A 17,439-nucleotide genomic window follows, 5' to 3' on the forward strand; every position below is an offset into this window, starting at 1 on the left:
TGCGGCTTTTCGTTGGCAGGAACCACCTGTTCTGCCGCACTGACAGATGATGAACGGTCGGCAGGGCCATTCTGCCCTTCCCCCTCACCCCTCCCCACCCTATAGCCGCCCGATGCTTGCCGATCCCGCCGCCCTGCTCCGAAGCGTCTTTGGCTTCGAGGCCTTTCGGGGCGTGCAGGCGCAAGTGGTGGACCGGGTGCTGGCGGGCCGACCGACGCTCGCGATCATGCCCACCGGCGCGGGGAAATCGCTCTGCTACCAATTGCCTGCGCTCGCCTTGCCCGGCTGCTGCGTTGTGGTCTCGCCGCTGATCGCGCTGATGCACGACCAGTTGCGTGCGGCGCGAGCGCTCGGCATTCGCGCGGCGAGCCTCACGTCGGTGGATGCCGACTGGCGCGAGACGCAGGACAGGCTGGTCGCTGGCGAGCTGGACCTGCTCTATGTGGCGCCGGAGCGCGCCTCGGGCGACGGATTCCGCGCGCTGCTGGAGCGGTCTCGCCTCAGCCTCTTCGCGATCGATGAGGCACATTGCGTCTCGGAATGGGGCCATGATTTTCGCCCCGACTACCGCCTGCTGCGTCCGCTGCTCGACGCCTTCCCCGATGTCCCCCGGCTCGCGCTCACCGCCACAGCGGATGCCCATACCCGCGAGGATATTCTCACCCAGCTCGGCATTCCAGCCGATGGGCTGATTATCTCCGGCTTCGACCGGCCCAATATCCGTTACCTCGTGCAGCCGCGCGATGGCCTGCGTCGTCAGCTCACCGATATTCTGGCGGCCAATCCCGGCCCCGGCATTATCTATGCACCAACCCGCGCCTCGACCGAGCAGCTTGCCGAGGCGCTCGGTGCCAAGGGGCGCCCGGTGCTGGCTTATCATGCGGGACTGCCCGGCGAGTTGCGCGCCGCCAATCAGGCCGCGTTCCTCGCCAGCGAAGAGATGGTGATGGTCGCCACTGTGGCCTTCGGCATGGGCATCGACAAGCCGGACGTGCGCTTCGTCGTCCATGCCGGCCTGCCCAAGTCCATCGAGAGCTACTATCAGGAGAGCGGACGTGCCGGCCGCGATGGCGATCCGGCGACGGCGACGCTGCTGTGGGGCGCAGAGGATTTCATGCGCGCACGCCAGCGGATCAGCGAGGTGGAGCCGGAACGTCAGGCCGGCGAGCGCACGCGGATCGCTGCGTTGGGCGCGCTGGTCGAGACGGCACGTTGCCGCCGCGCGGTGTTGCTACGCCATTTCGGCGAGAACCCGCCACCCACCTGCGGCAATTGCGACAATTGCCTCTCGCCGCCCGCCAGCATCGATGCGACGCTAACGGCGCAGAAGCTACTCTCGGCCGTCCACCGCACCGGCCAGAGCTTTGGCCTCGGTCACCTCGAAGCCGTGCTGACCGGGCGGGGTAATGACCGGATTTCCCAGCGCGGGCATGATCGCCTGTCCGTCTTCGGCATTATCGAGGGCGACGAGGCCGCGCTCATCAAGCCGGTCGCCCGCGCCCTGCAGGTGCATGATGCGCTGACCACCACCGACCATGGCGGGCTGGCGCTCGGCCCAGCGGCGCGCGGCTATCTCAAGGGCGAGAAGCGCGTCGAGCTGGTGATCCAGCCGAAGAAGGAACGCCGGCGTGGCCGCGACAAGGGGGAGAACCCCGTCAACGACCCGGTTTTCGAGGCCCTACGCGAGTGCCGCCGCACGCTGGCGCAGGAGGCCGGGGTGCCGCCTTATGTCATCTTCCATGACAGCACCTTGCGCGACATGGCCGCGATCCGCCCCAAGTCGCTGCGGGACATGGCGCTGGTCAGCGGTGTCGGCGAGCGCAAGCTGGAGGCCTATGGCGAGGCCTTCTTCGCCGCCCTTCGCCGCTTCGGCTAATTCATCAGCCCGTTTCGTCGGCGTCAGTGAGCCGCGCGGCCATATCCATGAAATTGCGGGCGGCCGCGCGCTCGGCGGGGTCCTTGAAGGCCACGTCCAGGTCCGGCGCGCCACCGAGCATGTGCATCAGCGCCCATAGGCCGAAGCGCCGGCCCGGATCCTTCTCCAGCCCGAAATCGACGCGCATCCGCTCGATTCCGGCGCCCATCGCCTCGGGAGGCACCTCTTCCAGTTCGGTCTTGCCGAAATAGCGCAGCATCAGGTCATGAAAATCCATGGCCGCCAGCATAAGGCAGGCACGGCCCGGACGCAGCCGAAATCGACGGCGCTCACCGCCGGATCGTCACGCTCCAGGCGTAGCCGCGATACAGGGCACGGCAGGACAGGTCCGCGCCATAGGTCGCGGCAAGGCCGTGGGCCACGGCGAAGAGCGGCTCGCGCGGCGTGACGTGAAAGCGATCGAGCCAGCCCCGCAACGCCGCCCGGAACCAGGCGGGCAACCGCTCCTGCTGGCCGAAATCGACGATATGGAGCGACCCGCCCGGTTCGACGACCGAGAGCGCCTGCGCCAGCGCGGCCTCCCATTGCGGGATCATCGAGAGGCTGTAGCTGATATAGACCCGGTCAAAGCCCGGCTCGCCGAACAAGGCCTGCGGGTCGAACCGGGCGGCATCGGCGCGCTCCAGCAGCGTGCGCGAGTGCGCCCCCGCATGCGCAATATTGCGCTGCGCGGACTTGAGCATTTCCGCCGAGATATCGAGCCCGAAGAGCCGCGCCTGCGGATAATGCCGGGCGACCAGCGCGAGATTGCGCCCGGTGCCCACACCGATCTCCAGCACCGATCCGCCAGCGGGCACGGCCAGATCGCGGATTAGCCGATCCCGCCCCAGCAGATAATATTTGCGGGTGATGTCGTAGACATGCCGCTGCAGCGCATATTGCGCATCCATCGCGCCGGCATGGCGCTCGCTTGCCGCGCCGATGCGGTCCATGTGCGACACAGCCTAGCCCTTCAAACTGTAGAGATGCACGCCGCCATAAATGGACGAGCGGTCGGCGCGGGTGAAGCGCAGCGAGTCTTCGCCATGATAATGCCATCGCTCCAGAATCTGATCAGGCACGCGCCCCGGCAGCAGGCTTGGCTCGGCCGCCGTGCGGAAGAGCACCCGCGCACCGGGGCGGGCTGTGCGGGTGATCTCGTACCAGAGCGCAATCAACTGCGCGTCGTTCATCCAGTCCTGCGCATCCAGCAGCACATAACGATCCACGCTGGCATCCGGCTGCTGGGCGAGCCAGTCAGTCATATTGGCGTGACGGATATCGACCCGGTCGGCGCGCGCCTTCACCGCCTCATAATGATCCTGCTGGAGATAGGGCGGCAGCGGCGCATCCGCATGGCGGCCATAGCCGCGCCCGAAGGCCTGCCAGGCGAAATAATTGGCCTTGAGATCATAGTCGCAGGCGAGCCGCTCAAGCCGCTTGCGCAGCACGGCGGCCATTTTCTCATCGCCGGCAAGCGCATCATATTGCGCCGGAGGAATGCCGAGGCCGAAGAGCGAGGCGGGCTGGTCGGTCAGCCAGCGGATGAATTTGCGCTCGAAGATCGGCGCCAGTCGCGCCTCGAAGATGCGGCGCTGCTCATCCATGTCCCGGGCGGCCAGCAGTTCGCGCGGATCAATGCGGTACAGCCGCGCCACCAGATGCGCCGCACCGATGAAGCCGCCGAGCAGCCCGCGCTTGTATGCGCCGGAGCGGAACATGCCGATGCGGCGGCGCCCCACCAGATCGCGCCCTTCCCAATAGCGGCGCGCGGTCTCGTCCAGATGCGGGCGGATATAGGCCTTATAGGCCCGAAGATTCTCCGCGCTGTCGGCCTCGGCAAAGAAGCGGTGAAAGCTCGCATAATCGGGCAATTGCTGCGCCGCGACCTGCTTCAGCCGATTGAGCGCAATATGCGCCGTGTTGAGATCGACCGCCGTGATGCGCGCAGGATCGGCGGTCAGATAGGAGAGCACATTGCAGCCGCCGCTGGCGATGGTCACGACATGGCTCTCCGGCGTGATCGCCAGCGCCGCCATGTCCACCACCGGGTCTTCCCAGATCTGCGCATAGACCAGGCCCCGAAACGCGAAGGCGAAGGCGCGTTCGAGAAGGCCTTCGCGCGTGGTCGCCTCATGATTGATGACGGCGCGATCGATGACATGCGGCATGAACGGCTCCCCTGTTGGTCCACCTGACGCCCCGCTAGGCGCCATGCATGTCAGGCCCGTGACCGCGCGATGGCAGATTGGTGACGAGGCTGCGTGCAATGGTCTTGGCTCTGGCGGAGCGCTCACGCTAGGATCGGGCATGGCAGGGTCATCACCCCATCTCGATCAGATCTGGTACGCGCTGGAATGGCTCATCCGCCTCGGCGCGCTTGCCGTCGTGCCCTTGCGGCGGACACCTGCGGCGGCGCGGGCGTGGCTGCTGCTGATCTTCTTCCTGCCGGTGCCCGGCCTGCTCTTGTTTCTCGCCATCGGCAGTCCGCGCTTCCCGGCGTGGCGGCGCGAGCGGTTCGGCGCCTTGCAGCCCTTCTTCGCCGCGACCGCGCAAGCGCAGCAGCGGCATCAGCCCGCGCTTGCCGATGCGGAGCCCATCGCGGCGCTCGCACGCACTTTGGGCCATATGCCCGCCACTGACGGCAATGCCATCACGCTTATCGACGCTTATGATGCGGTGGTGGACCGGCTCGTCGCGGATATCGATGCCGCCGAACAGTCCGTCCACCTGCTCGTCTACATCTTCGCCGACGATGCCGTGGGCCAGCGCGTGGCCGCCGCGCTCGGCCGGGCCGTCCAGCGCGGTCTGGACGTGCGGGTGCTGTTCGATCCGGTCGGCTCGCGCCCATGGCGGCGCGGGACGCAGGCGCTGCTACGCGCCAAGGGGGTGCGCGTGTGCGAAACGCTGCCGTTGCGGTTGATCCGGGCGCGAACCCGGCGCGATATGCGCAATCATCGCAAGCTCTTCGTGATCGACGACAGGATCGGCTATGCCGGCTCCCAGAACATCGTCGCGCGCGATTTCCGGCCCGGCGTGGTCAATCGCGAACTGGTCGCGCGGGTGACGGGGCCAGTCGTCGCCAGCATGGCGGCGCTGGTGCGTGCCGACTGGTCGCTGGAGTCTGGCGATCCGCCCGGCGCCTCCCCTGCCCCGACGGACACCGCCGGGACCGCATGCCTGCAATTGCTGCCGAGCGGCGCGGATTATCCGCTCGCCGGGTTCGAGACGCTGCTGGTCTGGCAATTGCATCAGGCGCGCCAGCACGTCGTCATGGTCAGCCCTTATTTCGTGCCGGGCGAGGACGTGCTCGGCGCCATGGGCGCAGCGGTGGCGCGCGGGGTCAAGGTCGACCTCATTCTCTCGCGCGTGGCGGATCAGCCGCTCGTTCGCCTCTCGCAAAGCTCCTTCTATCAGGAGCTGCTGGACGCCGGCGTCTCGATCCACCTGTTCCCCAACGAACTGCTCCACGCCAAGACGCTCAGCATCGATGACCAGCTGGCCGTGGTGGGATCGAGCAATGTCGACCTGCGCTCGTTCCAGCTCAACCAAGAGGCGAGCCTGCTGATCTATGACGCCACCTCGATTGCGCAGGTGCTGGCAATTCATGACGGCTATCTCGCCGCCTCCACGACGCTGACGCCGGCAGCATGGCGCGCGCGCTCGCGCACCCGGCGGCTCGCCGAGAACATCGCCCGGCTGGTGGATTCGCTGCTGTGAGCCTCAGCCCGCCCGGTCGGCGAGCTCCAGCAGGCGGGTGAACGTCTCCCGGTCGACATTGCCGCCCGAGAGGGTAACGAGCGTCGCATCGGTCACCAGCACCTTGCCCGCGAGCACGGCAGCCAGCGCCGCAGCGCCGCCGGGCTCAACGACCAGATGGAGCTTCTCGAAGACCACCCGCATGGCCTGCGCGACCTCCATCGGCGTCACGGCGGCACCGCCGCTGGCCCGGCCTTGCAACACCGCGAAATTGATCGGGAAGGTGCGCGGCGTCTGGAGCGCGTCGCAATCGGTAGGTAAGGCCAGGTCGTCCACCGACTGGATGCTGCCGACGGCGAGCGAGCGAAGCAGATCGTCATAGCCTTCCGGCTCGGCGAGATAGAGCTCCGCATCCGGGCAGGCCAGCGCGAGACCGGCAGAGAGGCCCCCGCCCCCGCAGCAGGCAACGATGCGATCGGGTCCGCGCCCGAGTTGCGACTTCATTTGCGCCGTCGCTTCAATCCCGAGCGTGCCCTGCCCCTCGATGATCCACGGATCGCCATAGGCATGAACGAGGGTCGCGCCGGTCGTCGCGACCAGATCGGCAGCGATGCTGTCGCGATCCTCGCTCGCGCGATCATAGAGATGGACCTTGGCGCCCAGCGCCAGGGTCGCCGCCAGCTTGGCGCGGGGCGCATTGCTCGGCATCACGATGGTCGCGGCGATGCCGAGCCGCCGGGCGGCCCAAGCCACGCCCTGCGCGTGATTGCCGCTGGAGACGCCGACCACCCCGCGCGCCCGCTGCTCCGCCGTCAGATCGCTGAGCCGATGCCAGGCGCCCCGGATCTTGAAGGCACCGATGGGCTGGAGCATGTCCGCCTTGCACCAGATCGTCCGCCCCTGGACCTCCAGAGGCAAAAGCGGCGTGGGCGGCAGCAGCGCGGCAATCTTGTCCGCCGCGCGCAACACGCCTTCGCGGCTCGGCGCACGAAGCGGATCGAGCAATTCTTGTTCTGTCACAGAGCCCCCCTATATGCAGGCGCTTGTCGATTCGACTTCATGGAGACTAACAGATGAGCAAGGTGCTGGTCATCGGCGCAGGTGGCGTCGGATCGGTCGCGGTCCACAAGATGGCGATGAATGTGGACATCTTCAGCGACATTCACCTCGCCAGCCGCACGGTCTCCAAATGCGATGCGATTGCCGCCTCCGTGAAAGAGCGCACGGGCGTTGCCATCAGCACCTATGCGCTGGACGCCGACGACGTGGCCGCAACGACCGCGCTCATCAAGCAGATCGGCCCCAAGCTGGTCGTAAACCTGGCCCTGCCCTATCAGGATCTCGCGATCATGGATGCCTGCCTTGCTGCGGGCGTCAATTATATGGACACGGCGAATTACGAGCCGCGCGATGAGGCGCATTTCGAATATAGCTGGCAGTGGGCCTATCAGGACCGGTTCAAGGATGCCGGCCTCATGGCGCTGCTCGGCTCCGGCTTCGATCCCGGCGTCACCAGCGTCTTCGCGAGCTGGCTCAAGAAGCATCATTTCGAGCGGATCGACACGCTCGATATTCTGGACTGCAATGGGGGCGATCATGGCCAGCACTTCGCCACCAACTTCAATCCCGAGATCAACATTCGTGAAGTGACCGCGCCCGCACGGCACTGGGAGAATGGTGCGTGGGTCACGACCCCCGCCCTCTCCTACAAGCAGAGCTTCGACTTCGAGCAGGTCGGGCCCAAGAACATGTACCTCATGTATCATGAGGAGCTGGAGAGCCTTGCCAAGCATCTGCCCGAGATCAAGCGCATCCGCTTCTGGATGACCTTCGGCGATGCTTATCTCAAGCATCTCGAAGTGCTGCAGAATGTTGGCATGACGCGGATCGACCCGGTGATCTACAATGGCGTGGAGATCATCCCGCTGCAGTTCCTCAAGGCCGTGCTGCCCGAGCCCGCCAGCCTTGGCCCGACGACCAAGGGCAAGACCAACATCGGCGATATTGCCACCGGCCTTGGCAAGGACGGCAAGGACAAGACCCTCTACGTCTACAACATCTGCGACCATGAGGATGCCTATGCCGAGACCGGCAACCAGGCGGTGAGCTACACCACGGGCGTGCCGGCGATGATCGGGGCGGCGCTGATGCTGCAGGGCCTGTGGTCCGGCGCTGGTGTGTTCAACATCGAGCAGCTCGATCCCGACCCGTTCATGGACATGCTGAACAAGCATGGCCTGCCGTGGCAGGTGAAGGAACTCGACGGACCGCTGCCTTTCTGATGGGCGCCCTGCGCATCCGCATCGGGCTGGCGAGCGCCGTCCTGACGCTCGCTCTGGGAGGCTGCGCGCCGCAGATCGGCCTGGTCGATGGCGTGCCGTCTTCCGAGCTGAACAGTTGCGCGCGCCAGGGCGGCTCGCTGCAGGCACGGGGACGCGCGCAGACAGTCATGTGCGTCGTGCCCTATGCGGATGCGGGCAAGAGCTGCGCCTCGAAGAAGGACTGTCAGGGCCGCTGTCTCGCCCAGCCCGGCAAGAACGGCGCGCTGCCGCTCGATGAGCAGAAGGCGCCCGGCCGCTGCCAGGCCGACAACAAATTATTCGGATGCTTTGCCGAACTCGATGGCGGCAAGGTCGTTCGGTCTATGTGCATCGACTGATCGGTGCATCGATGAAGGCGCGGCGGTTGCAGCCGCGCCATGACATGATTTGAGCGGAGCTGACCCCATGGAAACCCGAGCCGGCGACCCCGGCGCCTTTGCGCGCTTCGACCTCAATCGCGTGCCCTCGCCCGCCTTTGTGGTCGATGCCGCCGCCATCCGCCGCAACCTGACGATCCTCAAGGACGTGCGGGACCGGGGTGGCATCAAGATGCTGGCCGCGCTCAAGGCCTTCTCGATGTGGTCGCTCGGGCCGACTGTTTCGGCCTATCTCGACGGCATCTGCGCCTCCGGCCTCTACGAGGCCCGACTGGGCCGCGAAGAATATACCGGGCTGGATGAGAAGGGCGAGGTCGCGACCTATTGCGCTGGCTACAAGGCGGCGGACCTGCCCGAGATCTGCGTGCTTTCTGACCATATCATCTTCAATTCGCCCGGCCAGCACGCGCGCTTCCGGCCCATTCTCGACGCGCAGCGCGCGCAGGGCATGAGCTTTGACGTGGGGCTGCGGATCAATCCGCTCCATGCCGAGGGCGAGGTGGCGAAATATGATCCCTGCCAGCCCAACAGCCGGCTCGGCTTCCCCATCGACCAGCTACTCCCTGAGCATCTTGAGGGCGTGGACGGCATTCATTTCCATACGCTGTGCGAGCAGGATTTCGTGCCGCTTGGCCGGACATGGGCCTCGGTCGAGCCTAGCCTCAAGCGCTTCTTTCCTCAGCTCAAATGGCTGAACTTCGGTGGTGGCCATCATATCACCCGCGCCGACTATCAGCGCGATGAGCTGGTCGCCTTCCTCCAGCAGGTCCGCCGTGAGACCGGGCTCGACGTGTATCTGGAGCCGGGCGAGGCCGTAGCGCTGGATGCGGGCATCCTCGTGGGCGAGATTCTCGACGTGATCGACAACGGCATGCCGGTGGCCATCGTGGATATTTCCGCCACCTGCCACATGCCGGACGTGATCGAGGCGCCCTATCGCCCCGCCATGCTCGGCGAGCAACCCGGTGGCGATCTGGTGCGGCTGGGTGGCCCCTCCTGCCTCGCAGGGGACATCATCGGCGACTATGGCCTGCCCGTCCCCGCCGAGCCGGGCCGTCGCATCGCCTTCCTCGATCAGGCGCATTATTCGATGGTGAAGACCAACACCTTCAACGGCGTGCCGCTGCCCTTCATCTGGCTGTGGGACAGCGAGACGGACGAACTGCAAGAAATCCGCCAGTTCAGCTATGAGGACTTCAAGGGCCGGCTGAGCTGACATGGAAATGACATAAAACTGTCACAATAAGCCCTTGAATTCCCTCGCCTCATTCGAACTGGATAACCAAAAGTTTACCGTCCGGCTTCTAGAGGCGTGGCATGATGCATGCGGCCTCTTTCCAGATCGACGGACAGGATGACGAGGACGCTGTCGCCCGGCTGCGGATGCCGGGCAGCGAACAGATCAAGGCGCGGCAAGGCGCCTCGTCCATGGAGATTGTCGCGCTGTTTCGCCAGCACATGGGCTTGCGGCTTCTCCCGCTGGTCGATCAGGCGGATCGCCCAATTGGCGCCATCTATGAGGAGGATGTCCGCAATATCCTCTTCAACCCCTATGGCTATGCCCTGCTGAGCAATCCCGGCATCACCATCGCCTTTGGCGAGCGGATGCAGCACTGTCCGGTGGTCGAGATGGACAAAGGCCTTGCCGGCCTGCTCGCCGTCCATGCGCGCGACGGTGGCAAGGAAGCGATTATCGTGACGCGCGGGGGCCGCTATGCCGGCTTCGTCCCGAATGCCGCCATTCTCGGGGCGATCAACGCGCAGGAGGTGCGGCAGCGGCGCGCGCGCGACGCGGAACTGGCGCGACTACGCGCGGTGAGCGCGGCCTTCGAGCAGGACATCCAGAGCCTCTCTACGGCGCTTGGCGATATGGCTTCGCTGCTCCAGGATACGGCCAACGGCACCGCCACCCGGAGCCAGGACAATACCGACCACGCCTTGCACGTGCTCACCGCCGCCGGCCAGACCGGCGCGATGATGGACGAGGTGGCGCGCTCCAGCGCCGCATTGGTGCAATCGCTCGGGCGGCTCGACCAGGAAACGGAGCAGGCGCGGGCTGTCGCCGCCGAAGCCGTTTCCCGAGTGGACGCCAGCGCCGCGCAAGCGCAGGCGCTCGATCAGGCCACGCAATCCATCGAAACGATCACCGTCACGATCGAAACGCTGGCCCGATCGGTCAAGCTGCTCGCGCTCAACGCCTCGATCGAAGCGGCGCGGGCTGGAGAAGCCGGGCGCGGCTTTGCCGTCGTCGCCAATGAAGTGCGCGCCCTTGCCCAGAAGACGGGCGCCGCTGCGCAGGATATTCGCACCCATGCGCTGACGGTTCGAGGCACGGTCGCGGCGGTGACCGGGGCACAAGCGGGCCTCGAGCGCGTCATCGCCAGCGTCAAGCAGATCGCAGATGGCGTCACCGCGACGGTCAGCGCGCAGCGAGCCCTCTCCCTCCATCTCGCCGCCGGCACCGAACAGGCGGCCTCGGCCAGCAAGGACATCGAGGCGCATATCGTGCGCATCTCCGGCAATGCGCGATCCGCTGCTGAAGGCGCGCAGGATCTGGCACGGACGGCTCATGATCTGAGCGACTCATCGAGCAGCCTCTCGCGGCGGGTGGAGCGGTTCCTGAGCGACATCGCGATGCGCGACGGCGCCGCTGATTGAAGCGCATTCGCGCTCAGATTCGACTCGCCGCAACCGCGCCACCCGATCCGGCGGGTTTGCGACACGTCCGATCCTGCACCGAAATTGCGCCATCGCTGCAGCGCCATTACGAAAAAGCCAGACTTTCCGGCACTTTCCAGCGCCGCAGCGCGTGACTCAATTTTGCCCCCCGATCTTTACAGGGGGGTCCGCAGGTCATATATGCGCACCCCTGCTGCCCCATGGGACTTCCACCGCAAGGCAGCTCTTTTCGACTGCAATCCACTGGAGGTCCCTTGAGTTGTACAAGCATCATAGCGCGCTGGGGGTAGCTCTCTCCCTCAAACCGGCAGCACCGGTAACGCTTATTCGCCCGCAGGCAGCTGCCCGCGCAGCTCGATACTTCTCGACGAAGTTCCCGGGGCGCTCGCTCTATGCCGTCAAGGCCAATCCCTCGCCCGCATTGCTGGAAACGCTGTGGGCGGCTGGAATCACGCATTTCGATGTCGCGTCCATTGCCGAGGTTCGGCTGGTCGCGCGGACGCTGCCGCAGGCCAAGCTCTGCTTCATGCATCCGGTGAAAGCCGAGGAAGCCATTCGCGAGGCCTATTTCAAGCATGGCGTGCGGACCTTCTCGCTGGATTCGCTCGAGGAGCTGGAGAAGATCGTGCGGGCCACCCGTGGCGCGCCGGACCTTGAGCTGTGCGTGCGCCTGCGCGTCTCCTCCGAGCACAGCAAGCTGAGCCTCGCCTCCAAATTCGGCTGCGATCTCGCCGATGCGCGCGAGCTGCTGCAGGCCACCCGTCAGGCGGCCGATGCGCTCGGCATCTGCTTCCACGTCGGCAGCCAGGCGATGTCGCCCCACGCCTATGTGCAGGCGATCGAGCGCGTGCGCGCCGCGATTGTCGATGCATCGGTGACGGTGGACATCGTGGATGTGGGTGGCGGTTTCCCCTCCACCTATCCCGGCATGGAGCCGCCGCCGCTCGGCCATTATTTCTCGGCCATTCACCGCGCCTTCGAGAGCCTGCCGATTTCCTATTCGGCCGAGCTGTGGTGCGAGCCGGGCCGGGCATTGTGCGCGGAATATAGCTCGCTGCTCGTGCGCGTGGAAAAGCGTCGCGGCAACGAGCTGTTCATCAACGACGGCGCCTATGGCGCGCTGTTCGATGCTGCGCATCTTGGCTGGCGCTTCCCCGTGCAGTTGCTGCGCGCCGAAGCCAATGAGGCGGATCAGGAAGCCTTCAGCTTCTATGGCCCGACTTGCGACGACATGGACCATATGGCCGGCCCGTTCATGCTCCCTGCTGACGTGCGGGCGGGCGATTATATCGAGATCGGGATGCTCGGCGCCTATGGCAATGCCATGCGCACCGACTTCAACGGCTTCGGCGCGGAGAGCGTCGCACAGGTCGCTGACGAGCCGATGGCGAGCCTCTACCGTGAGGAAGAGCCGGCCCCGCAGCAGTCCAACGTGGTGCAACTGCGCCGCTAAAGCGGATTGCCAAGCCTGGCAGAATGAGACAGCCTCCCCGGACAAGTTTCGGGGAGGCTTTTTCATGTCGGTCAATCTGCTGCTGCCGGTGTTTGCGCTGGTGCTCTGGTCCATCGTGATGCTCATCTGGATGGTCGCGCTGCGGCTCCCGGCGCTCAGCAAGCTCAAAATCTCGCCCGAGCAGGCACGCGGCGGACGCGGGCAGGATCTCGACCGGATGCTGCCGCGCGAGATCAACTGGCCGGCGCACAATTATGCGCATCTGATGGAGCAGCCGACGATCTTCTACGTGACGGCGATCGGCCTGGCGCTACTCGGCCAGGGCACGACGGCCAACATCGCCCTCGCCTGGGCCTATGTGGGCATCCGCATCGTCCACAGCGTGTGGCAAGCGAAGGTGAACACCATTCCGGTGCGCGCCAGCCTGTTTTTCCTCTCGTCGATCCTGCTGGCGGTGCTGGCCGTCAACGGCCTGCTCGCCGCGCTACGGCTCAGCGCCTGAAGGTCGCGACCAGCTCGACATGGGTCGACCAGCGGAACTGGCCGACGGGCTTCACCCGCTCGATGCGGTAGCCTGCCTCGGCCAACATCACTGCATCCCGCGCGAAGCTGGCCGGATTGCAGGAGACATAGACGATCAGCGGCACCCGTGAGGCCGCGATCTGCGCCACCTGCTCGCGCGCGCCGGCACGAGGCGGATCGAGCACGACGGCATCGAAGCGGTTGAGTTCCGCCGGGGTGAGCGGACGGCGGAACAGGTCGCGATGCTCCGGGAAGATGCGACCGGGCAGGCGATTGCCCCCGCCGCGCAGGGCCATCACCAGATCGCGGGCGGCCTCCGCCGCATAGACTTTGCGCCCCGGCACATCATTGGCGACGGACAGGGCGAAGGTGCCGAGACCCGCGAACAGGTCAGCCACCATGGCTGCGCCCCCCAATGCCTGACGCACCTCGGCAACCAGAGCCGCCTCCCCGTCCTGCGTCGCCTGCAGGAAGGCGCGTGGCGGGTAGCCAGTGAGGACCTTGCCAAAGCGCACCGTCGCCGGCTCCGGCTCCCAGATGGTCATCGGGGCATCGTCATCGATCAGGATGAGCCGGGCGAGCTGGTTCTCCCGGGCGAACTCAAGCAGCGCCTCGGTATGCGCGAGGCCATCGACCCGCAGGCCTGAAAGGACGACATCCACGCCCTGGTCCACCAGCGTCAAATCCGCCTCGCCGGGCTGGCGATCCGGCAGCATCGTCGCAAAGAGCGCGCGTAGTGGGGCGACGAGCGCGAAAAGGTGCGGGTCCAGTACCGGGCATTCGCGCAGATCGATAAGCTTATGACTGCCCTGCTCCGAGAAGCCGAACTGGATGCGCTTGCCGAGCCGCAGCGCCCGCAGGCTGGCCCGACGACGGCTATGCGGCGGCGAGACGTGCGGCGCCGCGACCTCCTGCGCGCTCAGCCCCTGCCCGGCCAGCGCTCCCGCGACCCGGTCACCCACATAATCGGTGAGGGCGTCGTCAGAGAGATGCTGGAGCTGGCAGCCACCGCATTGCGGGAAATGCCGGCACGGCGGCGTCACATGATGCGGGCCGGCCTCGATGCTGCCATCGGCGCGCAGACGGTCGCCCGGCGCACTCAGCGCCACATGGCGGCCATCCGCCGTCACGCCATCGCCTCGCGCGGCAATGCGGACGATAAGATCGGGATCGGGGCTGGTCATGAGGCACTCGCAAGGGCAGCAGGAAGGCAACCGACGAGATCGTCGGCAATGAAGGCCGCGCCGGCACGGCGGCCAGCCTCGCCATGCAGCCAGACGGCCTCACAGGCAGCGGTGAAGGCATCGCCCGTAACCGCCAGACGGCCCGCGCACAAGCCGGCGAGCACATCACCCGTGCCGGCGGTCGAGAGCCATGCCGAAGCCGGCGGGGCGACGACGCAGCGTCCATCGGGCGCGGCGATCACGCTGTCCGCGCCTTTATGCACCACGACGGCACCGATATCGGCCGCCGCCGCGCGGGTGCGATCGATCTTGTTGCCCGATTGTTCGCCGAACAACTGGCGGAACTCGCCTTCATGCGGAGTGACGACGGCAGGAGGTGGCGCTTCCGGCCGACCGCGCGTGCCCATGAGCCATAAAGCATCCGCATCGGCGACGGTCGGCACCCCTGCCCTCAAGGCCGTGAGGAGCGTGCGCCATGCGACATCATCGCGCCCAAGGCCGGGGCCGACGAGAAGCGCCTTGGCGCGATCCACCTCGAAGTGCTCGCTGCACACAATGGCGTGGCTTTGGGGACTGGCCGGCGCAGTCTGCCCGATCAGCCGCACATAGCCAGCACCGCTGTGCGCCGCCGCCTCCGCTGCGAGCGCGGCCGCGCCCGGCATCGCGCCGGCCACGACGCAGACCAGACCGCGCAAATATTTGTGGGCATCACGGTCCGGAGGCCGGATCGATGGCGGTTGAAGAACCCGCACGGCGTCCACCGGCGCCTCGATGCCGATGTCGACAAGCCAGCGCTGATGGGCGAAGCCGAGCGCCGGCATCAGCATATGGGCGGGCTTCCAAGCGCCCAGCGAGAGGCAATGGGTGAAGACCGGCACTGGGGAGAGCGCGAGCGCGGCATCACTCTCCACGCCGCTTGGCACGTCGATGGCGTAGCTCAGTTGCGCGGCCTCCACCAAGGCGCCGAGCCGCACCGCCAGCTCCGGCGACAGGCCGCGCGTGAGGCCGATGCCGAACAGCGCATCCACCAACTGCGTCGCCGGTTCGGCAAGCATGATATCCTCGACCGGGCCGCCCCAATCGGCGCGCGCCTTGCGGCTGCTGTCCGTTCCGCTCTCGCCCAGCGCCGCCACGCGGACGGGCACGCCCAGATCGCGCAGGGCACGGGCGATGACGAAGCCGTCCCCGCCATTGTTGCCGGGGCCGCAGAGCACCAGCACATCGCGCATCGCGCCCGCGCGGAAGATCACTTCCGCCGCGCCCTCGCCGGCCCGGCGCATCAGGGCGTAGGGATCTGTGCCGGCATCGAACAGCGCCTGCTCGGCTGCGCGCATCTGGGCGACGGTGAGGATGGGCGCGGCGGTCATTGCTGACTGCATCGCGAAGAGCGTAGGTTTCCTGATCCACCACTGTGCTCCTGCGAAGGCAGGAGCCTAGGGCGGTCAGAACAGTCGCATACGCCCTGGGCTCCTGCCTTCGCAGGAGCACGGCGGTGTGATTGCCCCAAGAGGCGCGCCAAAGCGCACGCCACCCCTCCTCTGAACAGGAAGGGGGCGTATACGTCAGATATCAGCGAAGACATGCTTCTCCGCTTTGGCGCCGGGATGCGTCACCGCGCCCTGCCAAGCCGGGCCGACATTCTGCGCGTAGCGCCACAGGGCACCCGCCTGATAATCATTCTGGCGCGGCTGCCACTTCGCCCGGCGCTCGGCCAACACGGCTTCGTCGACCACCAGATCGATCGTGCCGGCCTCGGCATCGATGCTGATCGTATCGCCATTCTCGACCAGCGCGATGGGGCCGCCGTCCGCTGCTTCCGGGCCGACATGGCCGATGCAGAAGCCGCGCGTGCCGCCCGAGAAGCGCCCGTCCGTGATGAGGGCCACCTTCTCGCCCAGTCCCTGCCCGTAAAGCGCAGCGGTGGTCGAGAGCATCTCGCGCATGCCGGGGCCGCCCTTGGGGCCTTCGTAGCGGATCACGACGACATCGCCGTCTACGATCTGCTGCGCCTCGACGGCGGCGAAGGCCTCTTCCTCGCGCTCGAACACCTTCGCGATGCCGGTGAACTGCAGGCGCTTCATGCCCGCGACCTTCACGATCGCTCCTTCCGGCGCAAGGCTGCCCTTGAGGCCGACGACACCGCCGGTCGGCGTGATCGGGGTCTTGGCGTCGTAGATGACCTTCTGGTCCGGGTTCCACGTTACCTCGTCGATATTCTCGCCCAGCGTCTTGCCGGTGACGGTCATGCAATCGAGGTGCAGCAGGCCGGTCTGGGCCAGCGACTTCATGAGCATGTAGATGCCGCCGGCGGCATGCATGTCCTTGGCGACATATTTGCCGCCCGGCTTGAGGTCAGCCATGTACGGCGTCGTCTTGAAGATCTCGGCCACGTCGAACAGCGAGAAGTCGATGCCGCATTCATTGGCCATGGCCGGAAGGTGCAGCGCGCCATTGGTGGAACCGCCGGTCGCCGCGACGATGCGGGCGGCATTCTCAAAGGCTTCGCGCGTGCAGATGTCACGCGGGCGCAGGTTGATCTTGAGCAGCTCCATGATCTGCTTGCCTGCCGCGACAGCGATTTCCTGACGGCTCTTATAGGGCGCCGGCACCATGTTGCTGTTCGGCAGCGACAGGCCGATGGCCTCGCCGACGCAGGCCATGGTGTTGGCGGTATACTGGCCGCCGCATGCGCCGTGACCCGGGCAGGCCGCCTTCTCGATGGCGGTGACTTCCGAGAGCGGGCAATTGCCGGCGGCGAACCGCCCGACAGCCTCGAACACGTCGATGACGGTCAGGTCCTCGCGATCCTTATACTGGCCGGGAAGGATGGAGCCGCCATAGACGAAGATGCTGGGCACGTTGAGGCGCAGCATCGCCATCATCATGCCGGGGAGCGACTTGTCGCAACCGGCGAAGGTCACCAGCGCGTCATAGCAGTGGCCGCGCACCGAGAGTTCGACCGAGTCCGCGATGACCTCGCGGCTGACGAGGCTGCTCTTCATGCCCTGATGGCCCATGGCGATGCCATCGGTCACCGTGATGGTGTTGAACCGGAACGGCGTGCCGCCCGCAGCCATCACGCCCTCGCGCGCCCAATTGGCCTGCGTATCCAGTGTGGTGTTGCACGGCGCGCTGTCATTGCCGGCGGAGGCGAGACCTACGAACGGCTTGGCAATATCCTCTTCCTTCCAGCCCATCGCGTAATAATAGCTGCGGTGGGGGGCGCTCTCGACGCCAACGGAGACGTAGCGGCTGGGGAGTTTGGATTTGTCGAAGCTGTGGGTCATTT

General features: G+C 66.4%; 15 protein-coding genes. 8 read left to right on the forward strand and 7 right to left on the reverse strand.

The window, feature by feature from the left end; genetic code table 11:
* The first annotated feature begins 112 nt into the window (after window positions 1–112).
* Window positions 113–1,876 carry a DNA helicase RecQ gene (gene recQ / locus M2335_RS10710; RefSeq protein WP_264594666.1) on the forward strand — a complete coding sequence of 588 codons (1,764 nt, stop codon included), beginning with the start codon at window positions 113–115 and terminating at the stop codon, window positions 1,874–1,876.
* A 4-nt stretch (window positions 1,877–1,880) separates the two neighbouring features.
* Here the strand turns inward: recQ and M2335_RS10715 are convergent, their stop codons facing one another.
* The 3 genes from M2335_RS10715 to M2335_RS10725 are packed head-to-tail and all read right to left on the reverse strand — an operon-like array spanning window position 1,881 to window position 4,086.
* Window positions 1,881–2,153 (reverse strand): hypothetical protein, encoded by a 273-nt coding sequence (locus M2335_RS10715; protein WP_264580013.1) that lies wholly within the window; start codon window positions 2,151–2,153, stop codon window positions 1,881–1,883.
* A gap of 52 nt (window positions 2,154–2,205) precedes the next feature.
* Window positions 2,206–2,868: a class I SAM-dependent methyltransferase gene (locus M2335_RS10720; RefSeq protein WP_413716144.1), complete on the reverse strand. Its 663-nt coding sequence runs from the start codon at window positions 2,866–2,868 to the stop codon at window positions 2,206–2,208.
* 12 nt (window positions 2,869–2,880) lie between these two features.
* Window positions 2,881–4,086, reverse strand: a complete 1,206-nt coding sequence (locus M2335_RS10725) for a DUF3419 family protein (protein ID WP_264594667.1) — start codon at window positions 4,084–4,086, stop codon at window positions 2,881–2,883.
* A 139-nt stretch (window positions 4,087–4,225) separates the two neighbouring features.
* Between M2335_RS10725 and cls the strand changes: the two genes are divergently transcribed.
* Window positions 4,226–5,635: a cardiolipin synthase gene (gene cls / locus M2335_RS10730; RefSeq protein WP_264594668.1), complete on the forward strand. Its 1,410-nt coding sequence runs from the start codon at window positions 4,226–4,228 to the stop codon at window positions 5,633–5,635.
* Window positions 5,636–5,638: 3 nt separating this feature from the next.
* On the opposite strand, the gene M2335_RS10735 is transcribed toward cls, so the two are convergent.
* Window positions 5,639–6,634, reverse strand: a complete 996-nt coding sequence (locus M2335_RS10735; protein WP_264594669.1) for a threonine/serine dehydratase — start codon at window positions 6,632–6,634, stop codon at window positions 5,639–5,641.
* Window positions 6,635–6,687: 53 nt separating this feature from the next.
* On the opposite strand from M2335_RS10735, the gene M2335_RS10740 reads away from it, so the two are divergent.
* From M2335_RS10740 to M2335_RS10765, 6 genes are all read left to right on the forward strand, one after another.
* The gene (locus tag M2335_RS10740) at window positions 6,688–7,896 is read left to right on the forward strand and encodes a saccharopine dehydrogenase family protein (protein ID WP_264578684.1); all 1,209 of its coding nucleotides are present in this window, start codon (window positions 6,688–6,690) and stop codon (window positions 7,894–7,896) included.
* Complete coding sequence (locus M2335_RS10745; protein ID WP_264594670.1) at window positions 7,896–8,273, forward strand: hypothetical protein; 378 nt, start codon at window positions 7,896–7,898, stop codon at window positions 8,271–8,273. Before M2335_RS10740 ends, M2335_RS10745 begins: the two co-directional genes overlap by 1 nt.
* 67 nt (window positions 8,274–8,340) lie before the next feature.
* Window positions 8,341–9,528, forward strand: a complete 1,188-nt coding sequence (locus M2335_RS10750; RefSeq protein ID WP_264594671.1) for a carboxynorspermidine decarboxylase — start codon at window positions 8,341–8,343, stop codon at window positions 9,526–9,528.
* Window positions 9,529–9,629: 101 nt separating this feature from the next.
* Complete coding sequence (locus M2335_RS10755; protein ID WP_264594672.1) at window positions 9,630–10,970, forward strand: methyl-accepting chemotaxis protein; 1,341 nt, start codon at window positions 9,630–9,632, stop codon at window positions 10,968–10,970.
* A 280-nt stretch (window positions 10,971–11,250) separates the two neighbouring features.
* Window positions 11,251–12,444, forward strand: coding sequence for a type III PLP-dependent enzyme (locus tag M2335_RS10760; RefSeq protein ID WP_181559376.1), 1,194 nt, complete (start codon window positions 11,251–11,253; stop codon window positions 12,442–12,444).
* Between the two features lie 64 nt (window positions 12,445–12,508).
* Window positions 12,509–12,946 carry an MAPEG family protein gene (locus tag M2335_RS10765; RefSeq protein WP_264594673.1) on the forward strand — a complete coding sequence of 146 codons (438 nt, stop codon included), beginning with the start codon at window positions 12,509–12,511 and terminating at the stop codon, window positions 12,944–12,946.
* Here M2335_RS10765 and M2335_RS10770 read toward each other — a convergent pair.
* The 3 genes from M2335_RS10770 to ilvD all read right to left on the reverse strand — a co-directional run bounded on the left by M2335_RS10770 (window position 12,936) and on the right by ilvD (window position 17,437).
* Entirely contained in the window at window positions 12,936–14,150 is a 1,215-nt protein-coding gene (locus M2335_RS10770; protein WP_264594674.1) for a class I SAM-dependent RNA methyltransferase, read from the reverse strand. The genes M2335_RS10765 and M2335_RS10770 overlap by 11 nt on opposite strands.
* A complete protein-coding gene (locus M2335_RS10775) occupies window positions 14,147–15,517 on the reverse strand; it encodes an NAD(P)H-hydrate dehydratase (protein WP_264594675.1) in 1,371 nt (456 codons plus the stop codon). Before M2335_RS10775 ends, M2335_RS10770 begins: the two co-directional genes overlap by 4 nt.
* A gap of 195 nt (window positions 15,518–15,712) precedes the next feature.
* Complete coding sequence (gene ilvD, locus M2335_RS10780; protein WP_264594676.1) at window positions 15,713–17,437, reverse strand: dihydroxy-acid dehydratase; 1,725 nt, start codon at window positions 17,435–17,437, stop codon at window positions 15,713–15,715.
* Between the last annotated feature and the right edge of the window lie 2 nt (window positions 17,438–17,439).

It is taken from the genome of Sphingobium sp. B12D2B (genome assembly GCF_025961775.1).
Lineage (GTDB): Bacteria > Pseudomonadota > Alphaproteobacteria > Sphingomonadales > Sphingomonadaceae > Sphingobium.